Source organism: Rhodovulum sp. ES.010, assembly GCF_900142935.1.
Lineage (GTDB): Bacteria > Pseudomonadota > Alphaproteobacteria > Rhodobacterales > Rhodobacteraceae > Rhodovulum.
In genome coordinates, this window is sequence record NZ_FSRS01000001.1 from 2,269,966 (window position 1) to 2,284,387 (window position 14,422).

Consider the following 14,422-nt stretch of genomic DNA (forward strand, 5'->3'; position numbering starts at 1 on the left):
CTTACCCCGTGCCGGCCAGCGCGGCCCCGGCCGTGGCGCGCTCTGCCCCGTTCAGCGCCGCCATGATCTCGGCCGCGGTAAAGGCCGCGATCACCGCGGGCCGCTTGTCGCCCGCGCCCGCCGCCCCGATCGGGCAGGTCAGGGCAGAGGCGTCCGCGCCGGGCGCCTGCGCGGCGAGATGGCGCAAAAGCCGCGCGCGCTTGGTGGCCGAGCCGATCATCCCGACATAGGCGGCATCGCCGCGCGAGAGCGCCTCGGCGGTCAGCGTGAAGTCGAGCCCGTGGTCATGGGTCATCACGGCGAAGGCGCTGCCGGGGCGGGCCGCGCGGATCTCGGCCTCGGGGAGCGGGGTCAGGCGGCGTTCGGCCGTGTCGGGCGCGAGGTCGAGCTGGTCCGCGCGGCTGTCGACCAGGATGGTCCGGACCGGCAGCGGCGCGAGCGCGGTGGCGAGCGCGCGGCCGACATGGCCCGCGCCGAGGATATGGATTTCGGGGCGGTCGGGGTCCGCCCTGCGCAGGAGGTCCGCCGCGCGCGCCGGGTCCAGGCGGCGGAGGGCAACCGTCGCCCGCCCCCCGCAGCACTGGCCGCTTTCCGGGCCGAGCGCCACGTCGAGCCGGCGCTCGGCGGCGCCTGTCCCCAGCATCTCGCGCGCCGCCGCCATCGCCGCATGCTCCAGGCGCCCGCCGCCGATGGTGCCGAAACCGGTGTCGGCGGCGACCAGCATCCAGGCCCCGGCCTCGCGCGGCACCGAGCCCTGCGCCGCCTGCAGCCGCACCAGCACGGCGTCGGGATGGGCGGCGAGGAAGGCCTGAAGCGCGGGGTTCGTCATGGCCCGGCCCCGCGCAGCCGCTCGACGGCCATCAGCACGCGTTCCGGCGTGGCGGGTGCGTCGAGACGCGGGCATTCGCGGTAATCGGCGACGGAGGCCACGGCCATGGAAATCGCCTCGAAGACCGACATCGCCAGCATGAAGGGCGGCTCGCCCACCGCCTTGGACCGCTTGATCGTCATCTCGCGGTTTTCCGACCAGTCGGCCAGCGTCACGTTGAAGATCGGCGGCACATCCGAGGCGAGCGGGATCTTGTAGGTGGACGGCGCGTGGGTGCGAAGCGCGCCGTGCGCGTCCCACCAGAGCTCCTCGGTGGTCAGCCAGCCCATCCCCTGGACGAACCCGCCCTCGACCTGGCCGAGATCGATGGCGGGGTTCAGCGACCGGCCCGCGTCGTGCAGGATGTCGACCCGGGTCACGCTTGTCTCGCCGGTCAGCGTGTCGACCGAGACCTCGGAACAGGCCGCGCCGTAAGCGAAGTAGTAGAACGGCCGCCCCTGCCCCGCCTCGCGGTCCCAGTGGATGTCGGGCGTGCGGTAGAACCCCGCCGCGGACAGGTGGACGCGCGCCATATAGGCCTCGTGCACGATGCGGTCGAAGGGCACGGCCTCGGCCCCGATGCGCAGCTCGCCCGGGGCGAAGCGCACCTCGCCCGGCGCGACGCCGCGGGTTTCGGCGGCGAAGGCCGCGAGGCGGGCCTTGATCTGCTCCGCGGCATCCAGCGCGGCCATGCCGTTGAGATCCGACCCCGAGGAGGCCGCGGTGGCGGAGGTGTTCGGCACCTTCTCGGTGGTGGTCTTGGTGATGCGGATGCGGTCGATATCCACCTGGAAGGCGTCGGCCACCACCTGCGCGACCTTGGTGTTGAGCCCCTGCCCCATCTCGGTGCCGCCGTGGTTCAGGTGGATCGAGCCGTCCTTGTAGACATGGATCAGCGCGCCGGCCTGGTTGTAATGGGTCGCGGTGAAGGAAATGCCGAACTTGACCGGGGTGAGCGCGATGCCCCTGGCGATCACCGTGCCGCGCGCGTTGTGCCTCAGGATCGCGGCGCGGCGGGCGGCGTAGTCGGCGCTCGCCTCCAGCTCGTCGACCAGGCGCGGCAGGATGTTGTCCTCGACCCGCTGGTGATAGGGCGTGAGGTCGCGGCCCGCGCGGTAGAAATTGGCTTTCCTGACGTCGAGGGGATCGCGGCCCAGAGCGTAGGCGATCTCCTCGACGATGCGCTCGGCGGCCATCATGCCCTGCGGACCGCCGAAGCCGCGGAAGGCGGTGTTGGAGACGGTGTCGGTCTTCACCGGGCGCGAGCGGAGCCGCACCGCGGGGTAGAAATAGCCGTTATCGGCGTGGAACAGTGCGCGGTCCGTCACCGGGCCCGAGAGGTCGGCGGAGAAGCCGCAGCGGGCGGCCACCGTGGCGTCGACGGCGTGGATGATCCCGGCCTCGTCGAAACCGACCTCGTAGTCGATCAGGACATCGTGGCGCTTGCCGGTGGCGATCATGTCCTGGTCGCGGTCGGGGCGGATCTTGACCGGGCGGTTCCAGCGCTTCGCAGCGAGTGCCGCGACCACGCAGAAGATGTTCATCTGGGTTTCCTTGCCGCCGAAGCCGCCGCCCATCCGGCGGACATTCACCACCACCGCGTTCGCCGGCACGCCCAGCACCTGGGCCACCATCTGCTGCACCTCGGTCGGGTGCTGGGTGGAGGCATGGACCACCACCTCGTCATCCTCGCCCGGATGCGCGAAGGCGATCTGGCCTTCCAGATACATGTGGTCCTGCCCGCCCACCGTCATCCGTCCGGCAAGGCGGCGGGGCGCGGCGGCGAGCGCCGGGGCCACCGCGCCGCGTTCGAGGGTCAGGGGCGGGGTGACGTCCGGGTAGTCCGCTTCCAGCGCCTGTTCGATGCTGATCGCGGCGGGCAGCGGGTCGATTTCCGCCTCGGCCAGAAGGGCGGCGCGGCGGGCGGCGTCGCGGGTTTCGGCGATCACGGCGAAGAGCGGCTGGCCGTGGAAGGCCACCTCTTTCTCGGGGAAGACGGGTTCGTCGCGGCGGCCGGTGGGGCTGATGTCGTTGAGGCCCGGAATGTCGGCGGCCGTCAGCACACCGACGACGCCGGGTGCGGTGCGCACCCGGGCGAGGTCGAGCCCTTTCAGGCGCCCGCGCGCCACGGTGGAGAGGCCGAGACAGGCATGGAGGGTGCCGGCGGGTTCGGGGATGTCGTCGGTATACTCGGCCCGGCCGGTGACATGCTTTTCGGCGGAGTCGTGGGCCAGGCCCCGGTGGACCGCGCCACGGATCTCGACGTCTTTCTTCATCGCCGCCCCCTCATGCCATTTCCAGCCGCGGTTCTCTGGGCCCGGGCGCGTGGTCGAGCCAGAACCGGCGGAACAGGTTTCGGGCCACGCGCATCCGGTAGTCGGCCGAGGCGCGCCAGTCGGTGAGGGGCGTGAAGTCACGGGGAAGCTCCGCGGCGGCGGCCAGCAGCGTGGCCTCGGCCCAGGGCCGGCCGACCAGCGCCGCCTCGGCATGGGCCGCGCGTTTCGGGATGCCCGCCATACCGCCGAAGGCGAGGCGGGCATCGGTGATCGTGCCGTCCTCGACGGTGACGGCGAAGCCGGCGGCGAGTGCGGAAATGTCCTCGTCGCGGCGCTTGGAGATCTTGTAGGCGGCGTGGCGGGTGGCGGGGTCGGCGAGCGGCACGCGGAGGCTCTCGACGAACTCGCCCGGGGCGCGGTCCTGCGTGCCGTAATCGAGGAAGAAGTCTTCCAGCGGCCGGGTCCGGTGCGCCGCGCCCCGGCGCAGCGTCACCTCGGCGCCGAGCGCGATCAGCGCGGGCGGCGTGTCGCCGATGGGCGAGCCGTTGGCGATGTTGCCCCCCAAAGTGCCCGCCGCGCGGACCTGCGGACCGCCGATCCGGTCCCAATAGGCGGAAAGGTGCGGAAAGGCGGCCGCAAGCGCGCCTTGGGTCTCGGCATAGCTCGCCGCGGCGCCGATCCGCAGCGCGCTGCCCTCCGTCTCGATCCGGCGCAGCTCGGCCAGATGGCCGATGAAGATCGCGGGCGAGATCGGCCGCAGCGCCTTGGTGACCCAGAGCCCGACATCCGTGGCGCCCGCGACGATGGTGGCCTCGGGGTGCTGGTCCAGCAGGGCGGCGAGATCGTCGACATCGGCGGGCAGGATCGCCCGGCTGCCCGCGCGCGCGACCTCGGCGCGCGCCCCGTCGGCGAGCGCGGCGAGGCGGGCGCGGGTATCGGCGCGGCCGGTCTCCAGAGGGTCGGCGGCGGGGTCGCCGAAGCCGGCCATCGCGCGGGCGGCGCGCAGGATAGGGGCGTAGCCGGTGCAGCGGCAGAGATTGCCCTGCAGCGCGGTGACGATCTGGGCGTCGGTGGGCGCAGGCGTCGAGAGCCGCAGCGCGGCCAGCGCCATGACGATGCCCGGCGTGCAGAAGCCGCACTGGCTGCCGTGATGGGCGACCATCGCCTGCTGGACCGGGTGCAGCCCGCCGCCCGCCCCGGCCAGATGCTCGACGGTCACCACGGCACAGCCGTCGAGCGTGGCCAGCGGGCGGATGCAGGCATTGACGGGCTCGTAGACCAGATCGCCCTCGGCCAGCCGACCCACCAGAACCGTGCAGGCGCCGCAATCGCCCTCGGCGCAGCCCTCCTTGGTGCCGGTCAGGCGGCGGGCGAGGCGGAGGAAATCGAGCGCCATGTCCTCGGCGCCGACCTCCGTCAGCCGGACCTCGTCCCCGTTCAGCAGGAATCGGATTTCCCGACGTGACCCCATGGCGCGTTCCTCCGTTCCCCTCAGTGTAGGGCGGGAAACGCATCCGTGAAACAGAGGCTTTCGCAGGTGCGGGCCCGGGGCGCCCCGCCCTGCCCGCCCGGGCGTCACGCATGCCCGTTTCGCAGGCCGAATAAAAAAGGGGCCGCGCGGACGCGGCCCCTTCCGATAGGTTCCGAAGGATCGGCTTACATCATGCCGCCCATGCCGCCCATGTCGGGCATGCCGCCGCCGGCACCGGCCGCGTCCTTCTTCTCGGGCTTGTCGGCCACCATCGCCTCGGTGGTGATCAGCAGGCCGGCGACCGAGGCCGCGTCTTCCAGCGCGGTGCGGGTCACCTTGGCCGGGTCGATCACGCCGAAGGAGAACATGTCGCCATACTCTTCGGTCTGGGCGTTGAAGCCGAAATGCAGGTCGTCGCTCTCGCGGATCTTGCCCGCGACCACGGCGCCGTCCACGCCGGCGTTCTCGGCGATCTGGCGCAGCGGCGCCTCGAGCGCGCGGCGCACGATGGCGATGCCGGCTTCCTGGTCGGCGTTGGCGCCGGTCAGGCCGTCGAGCGCCTTGGCACCCTGGACGAGCGCGACGCCGCCGCCCACGATCACGCCTTCCTGCACCGCGGCGCGGGTGGCGTTAAGCGCGTCATCGACGCGGTCCTTGCGCTCTTTCACCTCGACCTCGGTCATGCCGCCGACGCGGATGACGGCAACGCCACCGGCCAGCTTGGCAACCCGCTCCTGCAGCTTCTCGCGATCGTAGTCCGAAGTGGTCTCCTCGATCTGCTGACGGATCTGGCCGACGCGGGCCTCGATCTCGGACTTCTCGCCATTGCCGTCGACGATGGTGGTCTCGTCCTTGGTGATCGACACCTTCTTGGCCGAGCCGAGCATGTCCATGGTGACGTTCTCGAGCTTCATGCCGAGATCTTCCGAGATCACCTGGCCGCCGGTCAGGATCGCGATGTCCTGCAGCATGGCCTTGCGGCGGTCGCCGAAGCCCGGCGCCTTGACGGCCGCGATCTTGAGGCCGCCGCGCAGCTTGTTGACCACGAGGGTCGCCAGCGCTTCGCCTTCGACATCCTCGGCGATGATCAGCAGCGGCTTCTGCGACTGGATCACCTGCTCGAGCAGGGGCACCATCGGCTGCAGCGACGAGAGCTTCTTCTCGTGCAGCAGGATCATGCAGTCTTCCAGATCCGCGATCATCTTGTCGGGGTTGGTCACGAAGTAGGGCGACAGGTAGCCGCGATCGAACTGCATGCCTTCGACGACTTCGGTTTCGGTCTCGAGGCCCTTGTTCTCTTCGACGGTGATGACGCCGTCATTGCCGACCTTCTGCATCGCGTCGGCGATCTGGCGGCCGATCTCGGCCTCGCCGTTGGCGGAGATGGTGCCGACCTGGGCGACCTCGTCGGAGTTCTCGACGGGGCGGGCGGCGGCCTTGATCGCCTCGACGACCTTGGCGGTGGCCAGGTCGATGCCGCGCTTGAGGTCCATCGGGTTCATGCCCGCGGCCACGGCCTTGGTGCCTTCCTTGACGATGGCCTGGGCCAGCACGGTGGCGGTGGTGGTGCCGTCGCCGGCCTCGTCATTGGTGCGCGAGGCAACTTCCTTGACCATCTGCGCGCCCATGTTCTCGAACTTGTCCTCGAGCTCGATCTCCTTGGCGACGGTCACGCCGTCCTTGGTGATGCGCGGCGCACCGAAGGATTTCTCCAGCACCACGTTGCGGCCCTTGGGGCCGAGGGTCACCTTCACCGCGTCGGCCAGCGTGTTCACGCCTTTCAGCATGCGGTTGCGGGCTTCGGTATCGAACTTGACGTCCTTGGCAGCCATTTCGCTTGCTCCTGGAATTCGGTTGTTACTTTGGGGCGACGGCTCAGGCGATCACGCCGAGGATGTCGCTTTCCTTCATGATCAGCAGCTCTTCGCCGTCGAGGGTCACCTCGGTGCCCGACCACTTGCCGAAGAGCACGCGGTCGCCTTCCTTGACCGCCATCGAGATCAGTTCGCCCGAATCCTTGCGGGCGCCTTCGCCACAGGCGATGACTTCGCCTTCGGCCGGTTTTTCCTTGGCGCTGTCGGGGATGATCAGGCCGCCCTTGGTGGTCTCGTCGCTTTCGACCCGGCGGACCAGGACCCGGTCGTGGAGAGGTTTGAATGCCATCTTCGAACGCTCCTTGGTTCAGATGTGAACGGTTGTCACTCGCACTCCATGAGTGCTAACGACGCCGAGATAGGCGGCAGCCGTTGCCCTGTCAAGCGCCCCGCTCACGAAAAAAAGCGCGCCCGAGAGCGGGCCGCGCGGGGGCCGGCCGGAGCGCCGGGACACCGGCCCATGCCGCAGCGCAGAAAACCCCGGACGCCCGGGTGACAAGGCCCCGCACCCCCTCTATAAGGGCGCCGGATCCTGACCCTACGAACCGGACGCATTCCCATGACAATCAAGATTTTCGGCCACAAGGCCCCCGACACCGATTCCACCGGCGCGCCGCTGATCTGGGCGTGGTATCTCACCGAGATCAAGGGCGAGACGGCCGAAGCCAAGCTGCTGGGCGAGCCCAACACCGAAGCGAAATTCGTGCTGGAGCGCTGGGGCTTCGACCAGCCGGAGATCATCGCGGACGTGGCGCCGGGCGAGGACGTGATCGTCGTCGACACCAACAACCCGGCCGAGCTGCCCGCGAAGATCAACGAGGCCAACGTGCGGGCGCTGATCGACCATCACATGCTGGTCGGCGGGCTCAAGACGCGCCAGCCCATCGACATCACCGTCCGCCCCGTCGCCTGCACCGCCACGATCATGCACGACCTGATGGGCGCGGATGCCGCCAAGATGCCCGAGAAGATCAAGGGCGCGATGCTGTCCTGCATCCTCAGCGACACGCTGGAATTCCGCTCGCCCACCACGACCGATACCGACAAGGCGCTGGCCGAGACGCTGGCGGCCGACCTGGACGTGTCGATCTCGGACTACGCGGCCGAGATGTTCGCGGCCAAGTCGGACGTGTCGGCGTTTTCCGATGCCGAACTGCTGCGCATGGACTCCAAGGAATACGAGGTCGGCGGCAAGAAATTCCGGGTTTCCGTTCTGGAAACGACCTCGCCCGCCACGGTGCTGGAGCGCAAGGCGAGCCTGATGGAGAGCATGAAGGCGGTCGCGGCCGAGGACGGCGTCGACCAGGTGCTGCTGTTCGTCGTGGACATCCTGCGCGAGGAGGCCACGCTGCTGGTGCCGAACGACCTGGTGAAGAGCCTGGCCGAGAAGAGCTTTGCGGCCAAGGTCGCGGGCGACACCGTGGTGCTGCCCGGCATCGTCAGCCGGAAAAAGCAGATCCTGCCGAACCTGCAAGTCTGACCCATCCCGGGCGCCCCGCCGGGCGCCCGCTTTTCGAGGACCGCCCATGACCCGGATCATCGACCGCCTCGACGAGGTGTCGGGCCGCTACGATGCGCTTTTCGTCGACCTCTGGGGGTGCCTGCATAACGGGCGCGAAGCGTTCCCCGCGGCGGTCTCCGCGCTGCAGCGCTACAAGGCCGGCGGGGGCGCGGTGGTGCTGCTGACCAACGCGCCGCGGCCGCGCGAGGACGTCGAGGCGCAACTCGCCCGGCTGGAGGTGCCGCGCGATTGCTGGGACAGCATCGCCACCTCGGGCGACGCGGCGCGGGCGGCGATGTTGCGCGGCGCGGTCGGGCGCAAGGTCTGGTACATGGGAACGGAAGCCGACCTCACGTTCTTCGAGCCGCTGCATATCATCGAGGACCCGGTGGCGGTCGAGCGCGTGTCGCTCGACGAGGCCGAGGGAATCGTCTGCACCGGCCCGTTCGACACCCATGCCGACCCGGCCGAGCTGCGCCCGCAATTGCTGTTCGCCAAGCAGAAGGGGCTGAAGCTTCTCTGCGCGAATCCCGACCTCGTGGTGGACCGGGGCGAGGTGCGCGAATACTGCGCCGGCGCGGTGGCGCGGCTTTACGAGGAGATGGGCGGCGAGAGCCTGTATTTCGGCAAACCCCAGCCCGCGATCTACGACCTCGCCCGGCAGCGCCTGGCCGAGGTCGCCGACGTCCCCGAGCACGCGATTCTCTGCATCGGCGACGGGATCGCAACCGATATCCGCGGCGCGCTTGGCGAGGACCTCGATTCGCTGTTCGTCACCGGCGGGCTCGCGGCGGCCGAAACCCGCACGACCCGCGACCCGAACCCCGCCGCGCTGTCGGCCTACCTGTCGCGCGAGATGGCCAGCCCGACCTACGCGATGGGCTTTCTGCGCTGAACGCCGGGCGGGCGGCGGCCAGAAGGACCGGGGCAGCAAGGGATCGCACGGGGCGACCGTAGCAGGGCCGCCCCCATGCGGCGAAACAAAGTTGCGACAGTCGGCGCTGCTGTAACGATATATTACTCTTCGTCGTTGCACGCTTCCGGGCGCTTCGCTATGCTGCGCCGCAACATCGGATACCGGGAGACCGGCAAATGCTGGACAACATGCCACGCGGAACGATTTGCATCGAGGACCTCGAGATCGGCATGATCCGCCATCTCAGGAAAGAGGTCACCGACCGGGATATCGAGCTTTTCGCCGAGGTGTCGACCGACCGGAACCCGGTGCATCTGGACGAAGACTACGCGATGGAGACCATCTTCGAGGGCCGCATTGCGCACGGGATGCTGACCGCGGGGCTGATCTCGGCGGTGATCGGCGAGCAGTTGCCCGGCCACGGCACGATCTACATGGGCCAGAGCCTGAAATTCCTCGCCCCCGTGCGCCCCGGCGACGTGGTGGTGGCCGAGGTCGAGGTGGTGGCCATCGACTACGGAAAGCGCCGGGTCACGCTGGACACCCGCTGCCTTGTCGACGGCAAGCCGGTGCTCAAGGGCGAGGCCACGGTTCTGGCGCCGACCAAGAAATTCGATTGACGCCGCGCTGCCCCCGGTGCAATCGGGGGCCGATGCAGACCTTCACCACATGGGCCGGCGCCCCCCATGGCGAACGCGCGGCGGTGGCCGCGATCGGCAATTTCGACGGGGTGCACCTGGGCCACCGCGCGGTCATCGAGGCGGCGCGCGCCGAGGCCGAACGTCATGGCGTGCCGCTGGGCGTGCTGACCTTCGAGCCGCACCCGCGCGAATACTTTACCCCCGACGCCGCGCCGTTCCGGCTGATGAACGCCGAGGCGCGCGCGAACCGGCTGGCCAAGCTCGGGATCGACCACCTCTACGTGCTGCCCTTCGACGCCAAGCTCGCGGGGCTCACGCCCGAAGCCTTCGCCCGCGAGGTGCTGCACGAGGGGCTGGGCCTGAGCCATGTGATGGTCGGGCGCGACTTCTGCTTCGGCAAGGGGCGCACGGGCAACGTGGCCGACCTCAAGCGGTTCGGCGACGACCTGGGCTTTCGGGTGACATCGGTCGACCTCTTGGCGAATGACGGGGTCGAGGTGTCGTCGACGGCGATCCGCGGGGCGCTGACCGACGGCCGGCCGGGCGACGCGGCGCGCATGCTGGGGCACTGGCACCGGATCGAGGGCGAAGTGCTGCATGGCGACGCGCGCGGGCGGGCGCTGGGCTATCCGACGGCGAACATGTCGACCCACGGGCTGCACCGGCCGCGCTTCGGGGTCTACGCGGTCAAGGTGGACGTGCTGTCCGGCCCGCATGCGGGAAGCTATGACGCGGCCGCCTCGATCGGCGTGCGGCCGATGTTCGGCGAGAACGTCCCCAATTGCGAAACCTATCTCTTCGACTTCGAGGGCGATCTTTACGGCACGCACCTGTCGGTGGCGCTGGTCGAGTTCCTGCGCGACGAGCTGCGCTTCGACAGCCTCAACGCGCTGGTGGACCAGATGGACCGCGACTGCGCGCGCGCCCGCGAAATCCTGGCCCAGGAACCGCCCATCCCCTGGCGGCCGTGACCGCGATGACCGACCCCATCGACCGCACCGGCCTGCGCCCCCGTTTCTGGGAACGGGTGCCGCTGAAGAAGATGACCGCGCGGGAATGGGAGGCGCTCTGCGACGGCTGCGGCAAGTGCTGCCTGAACAAGCTGGAGGACGCCGATACCGGCGAAGTCGTCTTCACCCGCGTCGCCTGCCGGCTCTTGGACGACGAGACCTGCCGCTGCGCGCATTACGACGTGCGCAAATCCATCGTGCCGGAATGCGTCGTGCTGAAGCCCTCGAACATCGCCGAGATCGCCTACTGGATGCCGGCGACCTGCGCCTATCGGCTGCTGTGGGAGGGCAAGCCGCTTTTCGACTGGCACCCGCTGATCTCGGACGATCCGGAAACCGTGCACCGGGCGGGCGTATCGGTAAGGGGATGGACAGTGCCGGAGTTCGATATTCCGGTCGAGGAGTGGGAAGACCACGTGATCGAAGAGGAGCCTTGAGCCCATGCATTTCGCCTCCGACAACAGCTCGCCCGTGCCGCCCCAGGTGCTGGAGGCGCTGATCGAGGCCAATCACGGCCACGCCATGCCCTATGGCGCCGATCACGTGACCGCGGAAGTGCAGGACAGGGTCCGCGACGCCTTCGAGGCGCCCGAGGCGGCGGTTTACCTCGTGGCCACGGGCACCGCGGCGAACGCGCTGGCGCTGGCCTGTCTCTGCCCGCCCTGGGCGACGGTCTTCTGCCACCGCAACGCCCATGTCGAAGAGGACGAATGCGGCGCGCCGGAATTCTACACCGGCGGCGCCAAGCTGACGCTGCTGGAGGGCGCCGACGCCAAGATCGCCCCGGACGCGCTGGAACGCGCCATCGGGTTCACCGCGCGAGCGGGGGTGCATAACGTGCAGCGCGGCGCGGTCTCGATCACCAACGCGACCGAGGCGGGCGCGGTCTACACGCCCGACGAGGTCGCCGCGATCTGCGGCGTGGCGCGCGCCGCCGGCCTGCCGGTACACATGGACGGCGCACGGTTCGGCAACGCGGTCGTGCGCGCCGGCTGCACACCGGCCGAGATGACCTGGAAGGCGGGCGTCGACGTCCTGACCTTCGGCGGCACCAAGAACGGGCTGATGGGGGTGGAGGCGGTGGTGCTGTTCGACCCCACCCGCGCCTGGGAGTTCGAGCTGCGGCGCAAGCGCGGCGGGCACCTGTTCTCGAAACACCGCTATCTCTCGGCGCAGATGGCGGCCTACATGAAGGACGACCTGTGGCTGAAGCTCGCGGGCCGCGCCAACGAGGCGGCGACGCGGCTGTCGGACGGGCTGGCCGCGCTGCCCGGGGCCACGCTTCTGCATCCGACCGAGGCCAATTCCGTCTTCGCCGCCTGGCCGCGCGAGGGACATCGGCGGGCGCAGAAGGACGGCGCGCAATACTATCTCTGGCCGATGGACCAAACGCTCGACGGGCCCGGCGACGTGCCGCTTTCGGCGCGGCTGGTCTGTTCGTGGTGCACCACCGACGAGGAGATCGACGCGTTCCTGGCGCTTGTCGACGGCGGCGAAGAGCCCGATCCGGTGCATGTTCCGAACGGCAACGGCTAGTCCGGCCCGGCCCCGTGGCCCCTGCCCGGAGGCCGCGGGGGCGGCTCAGAGCTTGCCCGCCAGGTGCAGGTTGAGATCCTCCAGCCGGTCCTGCCCCCAGAACCGTTCGTCCCCGTCGGTGATGTAGAACGGCGCGCCGAAGACGCCGCGGGCGGCCGCCTCTTCGAGGTTGGCGGCATAGGCCTCGGCCCCCGCGAGCAACCCCTTGTCGGCCAGCGCGGGGTCGAACCCGGCGGCCGACAGGCAGTCGCGGATCACCGCGTCCCCGGCCACGTCTTTCTCCTCGGCCCAGCACGCCCGCATCAGCCCGTGGACGAGCCCGCCCAGATCGCCGCCGCCCGCCGACTGCGCCGCGATGATCGCGTAGGCCGCCGGGGCCGCGTTGGTCGGGAAATGCGCGGGCCTGAGCGTGACGGGCAGGCCCCGCTTCGCCGCCTGCCTGCGAATCTCCTGCAGCCGGTAGGCCTGCCGGCCCTCGGGCCGCTCGGCGGGCGGCACGCCCCCGGTGCGCGCGAAAAGCGCCACGAGATCGACGGGCTTGTAGGTGACGGTTGCCCCGTGCCGGGCGGCGATCTCTTCCAGACGAGGGCCCGCGAGGTAGGAGAAGGGCGAGATCACGGTGAAGAAATAGTCGATATGGGCCATGCTGCCGCCTCGTCCACGCACTAGGTTTTCAAGACCGTAACCGGGTGATAAGCGCTGTCAACGTCACGCGACCGTTACGAATCCGACGCCCCGGGGACCCTGCCGATGCACAACATTCACGAACCGAAACTGATTGCGGGCAATGCCAACCGCCCGCTGGCCTCCGCCATCGCGCGGCGGATGTCGATGCACCGGGGGGTGAATGTCAGCCTCGTCGACGCGCGGGTCGAGCGGTTCAACGACGCGGAAATCTTCGTCGAGGTGTACGAGAACGTGCGCGGCGAGGACATGTTCATCATCCAGCCGACCTCGAACCCGGCGAACGACAACCTGATGGAACTGATGATCATGGCCGACGCGCTGCGCCGGTCCTCGGCGGCGCGGATCACCGCCGTGATCCCCTATTTCGGCTATGCCAGGCAGGACCGCCGCACCAAGGCGCGCACGCCGATCAGCGCGAAACTGGTCGCGAACCTGCTGACCGAAGCCGGGATCGAACGGGTGCTGACGATGGACCTGCACGCCGCCCAGATCCAGGGCTTCTTCGACATCCCCGTGGACAACCTTTACGCCTCGCCGATCTTCGCGCTCGACATCGCGCACAAGTTCAACGGCCTCGGCGACCAGATCACCGTGGTTTCGCCCGACGTGGGCGGGGTGGCCCGCGCCCGCGAACTCGCGCAGCGGATCGGGGCGGGGCTCGCCATCGTCGACAAGCGCCGGTCGCGGCCCGGCGAGGTGGCTGAGATGACGGTGATCGGCGAGGTCGAGGGCCAGATCTGCTTCATCGTCGACGACCTTTGCGACACCGCCGGCACGCTCTGCAAGGCCGCCGACAAGCTGATCGAGGCGGGCGCGGCGGAAGTCCATGCCTATATCAGCCACGGCGTGTTCTCGGACCCCGCGGTTGAACGCATCTCCGGGTCGCGGCTCAAATCGGTTGTCGTGACGGATTCGATCCAGCCAACCGAGCCGGTCGCGGCCTGCCCCAACATCCGCATCGTGCCGACCGCCCCGCTGTTTGCCCAGGCGATCATGAACATCTGGCAGGGCACCTCGGTCTCGTCGCTCTTCGAGCACGAGACGCTGGCGCCGATCTACGAAGGGCTCTACGCGCCGAACGGGGCCTGACGGCCCCCAGCCGCGCCCCCGGCGCAGTCTTCCCGACGCCGGCCCAAGAAAAAGGCCCCGCCGAAACGGGGCCTTCGCAACCGGTTGTCGCGGGTCCGGCTCAGGTGGACGGCTCGAACCCCATATGGGTGCCCATCGCCACCATGTCGGCCAGCATCTTGGCCGACGCGTCGACCACGTCGGGATGGGCCTCTTCGTGGGCGGCGCGGGCCTCTGCCACCCACTCGTCCAGCATCTCCTTGGTGACGTCCTCGACCGGGAGCGACCGCTCCGCCAGCACGGTGGCACTGTCGGCGGCGATCTCGGCGAAGCCGCCGGTGACGGCGAATTTCCGGCTGCCCTTGTCGGTGAACACCTCGAGGATACCGGGCCGCAGCGTGGTGATCATCGGAACGTGCTGCGGCATCGCGGTCAGGTCGCCCTCGAACCCCGGAACGACAACCTGCGTCGCCTGTTCCGAGGCCACGCGCCGCTCGGGCGCGACGAGATCGAATTGCATCGTGTCGGCCATGTTGCCTCCTTGGAAACGGGCGCCGGGCGAAGCCGTCCGGCG

Annotated in this window: 14 protein-coding genes; 7 read left to right on the forward strand and 7 right to left on the reverse strand. The window is 69.6% G+C overall.

Annotated elements, in window-relative coordinates:
* Window position 1: 1 nt before the first annotated feature.
* From xdhC to BUR28_RS11085, 5 genes are all read right to left on the reverse strand, one after another.
* Window positions 2-829 carry a xanthine dehydrogenase accessory protein XdhC gene (xdhC, locus tag BUR28_RS11065; protein ID WP_074220175.1) on the reverse strand — a complete coding sequence of 276 codons (828 nt, stop codon included), beginning with the start codon at window positions 827-829 and terminating at the stop codon, window positions 2-4.
* On the reverse strand, window positions 826-3,144 hold the full coding sequence (gene xdhB / locus BUR28_RS11070; protein ID WP_074220176.1) for a xanthine dehydrogenase molybdopterin binding subunit: 2,319 nt from the start codon (window positions 3,142-3,144) through the stop codon (window positions 826-828). Before xdhB ends, xdhC begins: the two co-directional genes overlap by 4 nt.
* 10 nt (window positions 3,145-3,154) lie before the next feature.
* Complete coding sequence (xdhA, locus tag BUR28_RS11075) at window positions 3,155-4,615, reverse strand: xanthine dehydrogenase small subunit (RefSeq protein WP_074220177.1); 1,461 nt, start codon at window positions 4,613-4,615, stop codon at window positions 3,155-3,157.
* A 185-nt stretch (window positions 4,616-4,800) separates the two neighbouring features.
* Window positions 4,801-6,447 carry a chaperonin GroEL gene (groL, locus tag BUR28_RS11080; protein WP_074220178.1) on the reverse strand — a complete coding sequence of 549 codons (1,647 nt, stop codon included), beginning with the start codon at window positions 6,445-6,447 and terminating at the stop codon, window positions 4,801-4,803.
* Window positions 6,448-6,490: 43 nt separating this feature from the next.
* Window positions 6,491-6,778, reverse strand: a complete 288-nt coding sequence (locus tag BUR28_RS11085) for a co-chaperone GroES (RefSeq protein ID WP_074220179.1) — start codon at window positions 6,776-6,778, stop codon at window positions 6,491-6,493.
* Window positions 6,779-7,048: 270 nt separating this feature from the next.
* Here BUR28_RS11085 and BUR28_RS11090 point away from each other — a divergent pair, with 270 nt between their 5' ends.
* The 6 genes from BUR28_RS11090 to BUR28_RS11115 all read left to right on the forward strand — a co-directional run bounded on the left by BUR28_RS11090 (window position 7,049) and on the right by BUR28_RS11115 (window position 12,093).
* On the forward strand, window positions 7,049-7,969 hold the full coding sequence (locus tag BUR28_RS11090) for a manganese-dependent inorganic pyrophosphatase (RefSeq protein ID WP_074220180.1): 921 nt from the start codon (window positions 7,049-7,051) through the stop codon (window positions 7,967-7,969).
* Window positions 7,970-8,015: 46 nt separating this feature from the next.
* Window positions 8,016-8,885, forward strand: coding sequence for a TIGR01459 family HAD-type hydrolase (locus BUR28_RS11095; RefSeq protein ID WP_074220181.1), 870 nt, complete (start codon window positions 8,016-8,018; stop codon window positions 8,883-8,885).
* Window positions 8,886-9,082: 197 nt separating this feature from the next.
* Window positions 9,083-9,526: a MaoC family dehydratase gene (locus tag BUR28_RS11100; protein WP_074220182.1), complete on the forward strand. Its 444-nt coding sequence runs from the start codon at window positions 9,083-9,085 to the stop codon at window positions 9,524-9,526.
* Window positions 9,527-9,558: 32 nt separating this feature from the next.
* Window positions 9,559-10,518, forward strand: a complete 960-nt coding sequence (locus tag BUR28_RS11105; RefSeq protein WP_074220183.1) for a bifunctional riboflavin kinase/FAD synthetase — start codon at window positions 9,559-9,561, stop codon at window positions 10,516-10,518.
* 5 nt (window positions 10,519-10,523) lie between these two features.
* Window positions 10,524-10,994, forward strand: a complete 471-nt coding sequence (locus BUR28_RS11110; RefSeq protein WP_074221612.1) for a YcgN family cysteine cluster protein — start codon at window positions 10,524-10,526, stop codon at window positions 10,992-10,994.
* Between the two features lie 4 nt (window positions 10,995-10,998).
* A complete protein-coding gene (locus tag BUR28_RS11115; protein ID WP_074220184.1) occupies window positions 10,999-12,093 on the forward strand; it encodes a threonine aldolase family protein in 1,095 nt (364 codons plus the stop codon).
* Between the two features lie 45 nt (window positions 12,094-12,138).
* On the opposite strand, the gene BUR28_RS11120 is transcribed toward BUR28_RS11115, so the two are convergent.
* Window positions 12,139-12,738, reverse strand: a complete 600-nt coding sequence (locus BUR28_RS11120; protein ID WP_074220185.1) for a 2-hydroxychromene-2-carboxylate isomerase — start codon at window positions 12,736-12,738, stop codon at window positions 12,139-12,141.
* A gap of 105 nt (window positions 12,739-12,843) precedes the next feature.
* On the opposite strand from BUR28_RS11120, the gene BUR28_RS11125 reads away from it, so the two are divergent.
* Window positions 12,844-13,869, forward strand: a complete 1,026-nt coding sequence (locus BUR28_RS11125; RefSeq protein ID WP_074220186.1) for a ribose-phosphate pyrophosphokinase — start codon at window positions 12,844-12,846, stop codon at window positions 13,867-13,869.
* A gap of 100 nt (window positions 13,870-13,969) precedes the next feature.
* Here the strand turns inward: BUR28_RS11125 and BUR28_RS11130 are convergent, their stop codons facing one another.
* Window positions 13,970-14,380 carry a F0F1 ATP synthase subunit epsilon gene (locus BUR28_RS11130; RefSeq protein ID WP_074220187.1) on the reverse strand — a complete coding sequence of 137 codons (411 nt, stop codon included), beginning with the start codon at window positions 14,378-14,380 and terminating at the stop codon, window positions 13,970-13,972.
* Window positions 14,381-14,422: the final 42 nt, after the last annotated feature.

Bases quoted from the DNA above. Each gene is read 5' to 3' on its own strand.
- xdhC (WP_074220175.1), bottom strand. From the start codon at position 829: ATGACGAACCCCGCGCTTCAGGCCTTCCTCGCCGCCCATCCCGACGCC.
- xdhB (WP_074220176.1), bottom strand. From the start codon at position 3,144: ATGAAGAAAGACGTCGAGATCCGTGGCGCGGTCCACCGGGGCCTGGCC.
- xdhA (WP_074220177.1), bottom strand. From the start codon at position 4,615: ATGGGGTCACGTCGGGAAATCCGATTCCTGCTGAACGGGGACGAGGTC.
- groL (WP_074220178.1), bottom strand. From the start codon at position 6,447: ATGGCTGCCAAGGACGTCAAGTTCGATACCGAAGCCCGCAACCGCATG.
- BUR28_RS11085 (WP_074220179.1), bottom strand. From the start codon at position 6,778: ATGGCATTCAAACCTCTCCACGACCGGGTCCTGGTCCGCCGGGTCGAA.
- BUR28_RS11090 (WP_074220180.1), top strand. From the start codon at position 7,049: ATGACAATCAAGATTTTCGGCCACAAGGCCCCCGACACCGATTCCACC.
- BUR28_RS11095 (WP_074220181.1), top strand. From the start codon at position 8,016: ATGACCCGGATCATCGACCGCCTCGACGAGGTGTCGGGCCGCTACGAT.
- BUR28_RS11100 (WP_074220182.1), top strand. From the start codon at position 9,083: ATGCTGGACAACATGCCACGCGGAACGATTTGCATCGAGGACCTCGAG.
- BUR28_RS11105 (WP_074220183.1), top strand. From the start codon at position 9,559: ATGCAGACCTTCACCACATGGGCCGGCGCCCCCCATGGCGAACGCGCG.
- BUR28_RS11110 (WP_074221612.1), top strand. From the start codon at position 10,524: ATGACCGACCCCATCGACCGCACCGGCCTGCGCCCCCGTTTCTGGGAA.
- BUR28_RS11115 (WP_074220184.1), top strand. From the start codon at position 10,999: ATGCATTTCGCCTCCGACAACAGCTCGCCCGTGCCGCCCCAGGTGCTG.
- BUR28_RS11120 (WP_074220185.1), bottom strand. From the start codon at position 12,738: ATGGCCCATATCGACTATTTCTTCACCGTGATCTCGCCCTTCTCCTAC.
- BUR28_RS11125 (WP_074220186.1), top strand. From the start codon at position 12,844: ATGCACAACATTCACGAACCGAAACTGATTGCGGGCAATGCCAACCGC.
- BUR28_RS11130 (WP_074220187.1), bottom strand. From the start codon at position 14,380: ATGGCCGACACGATGCAATTCGATCTCGTCGCGCCCGAGCGGCGCGTG.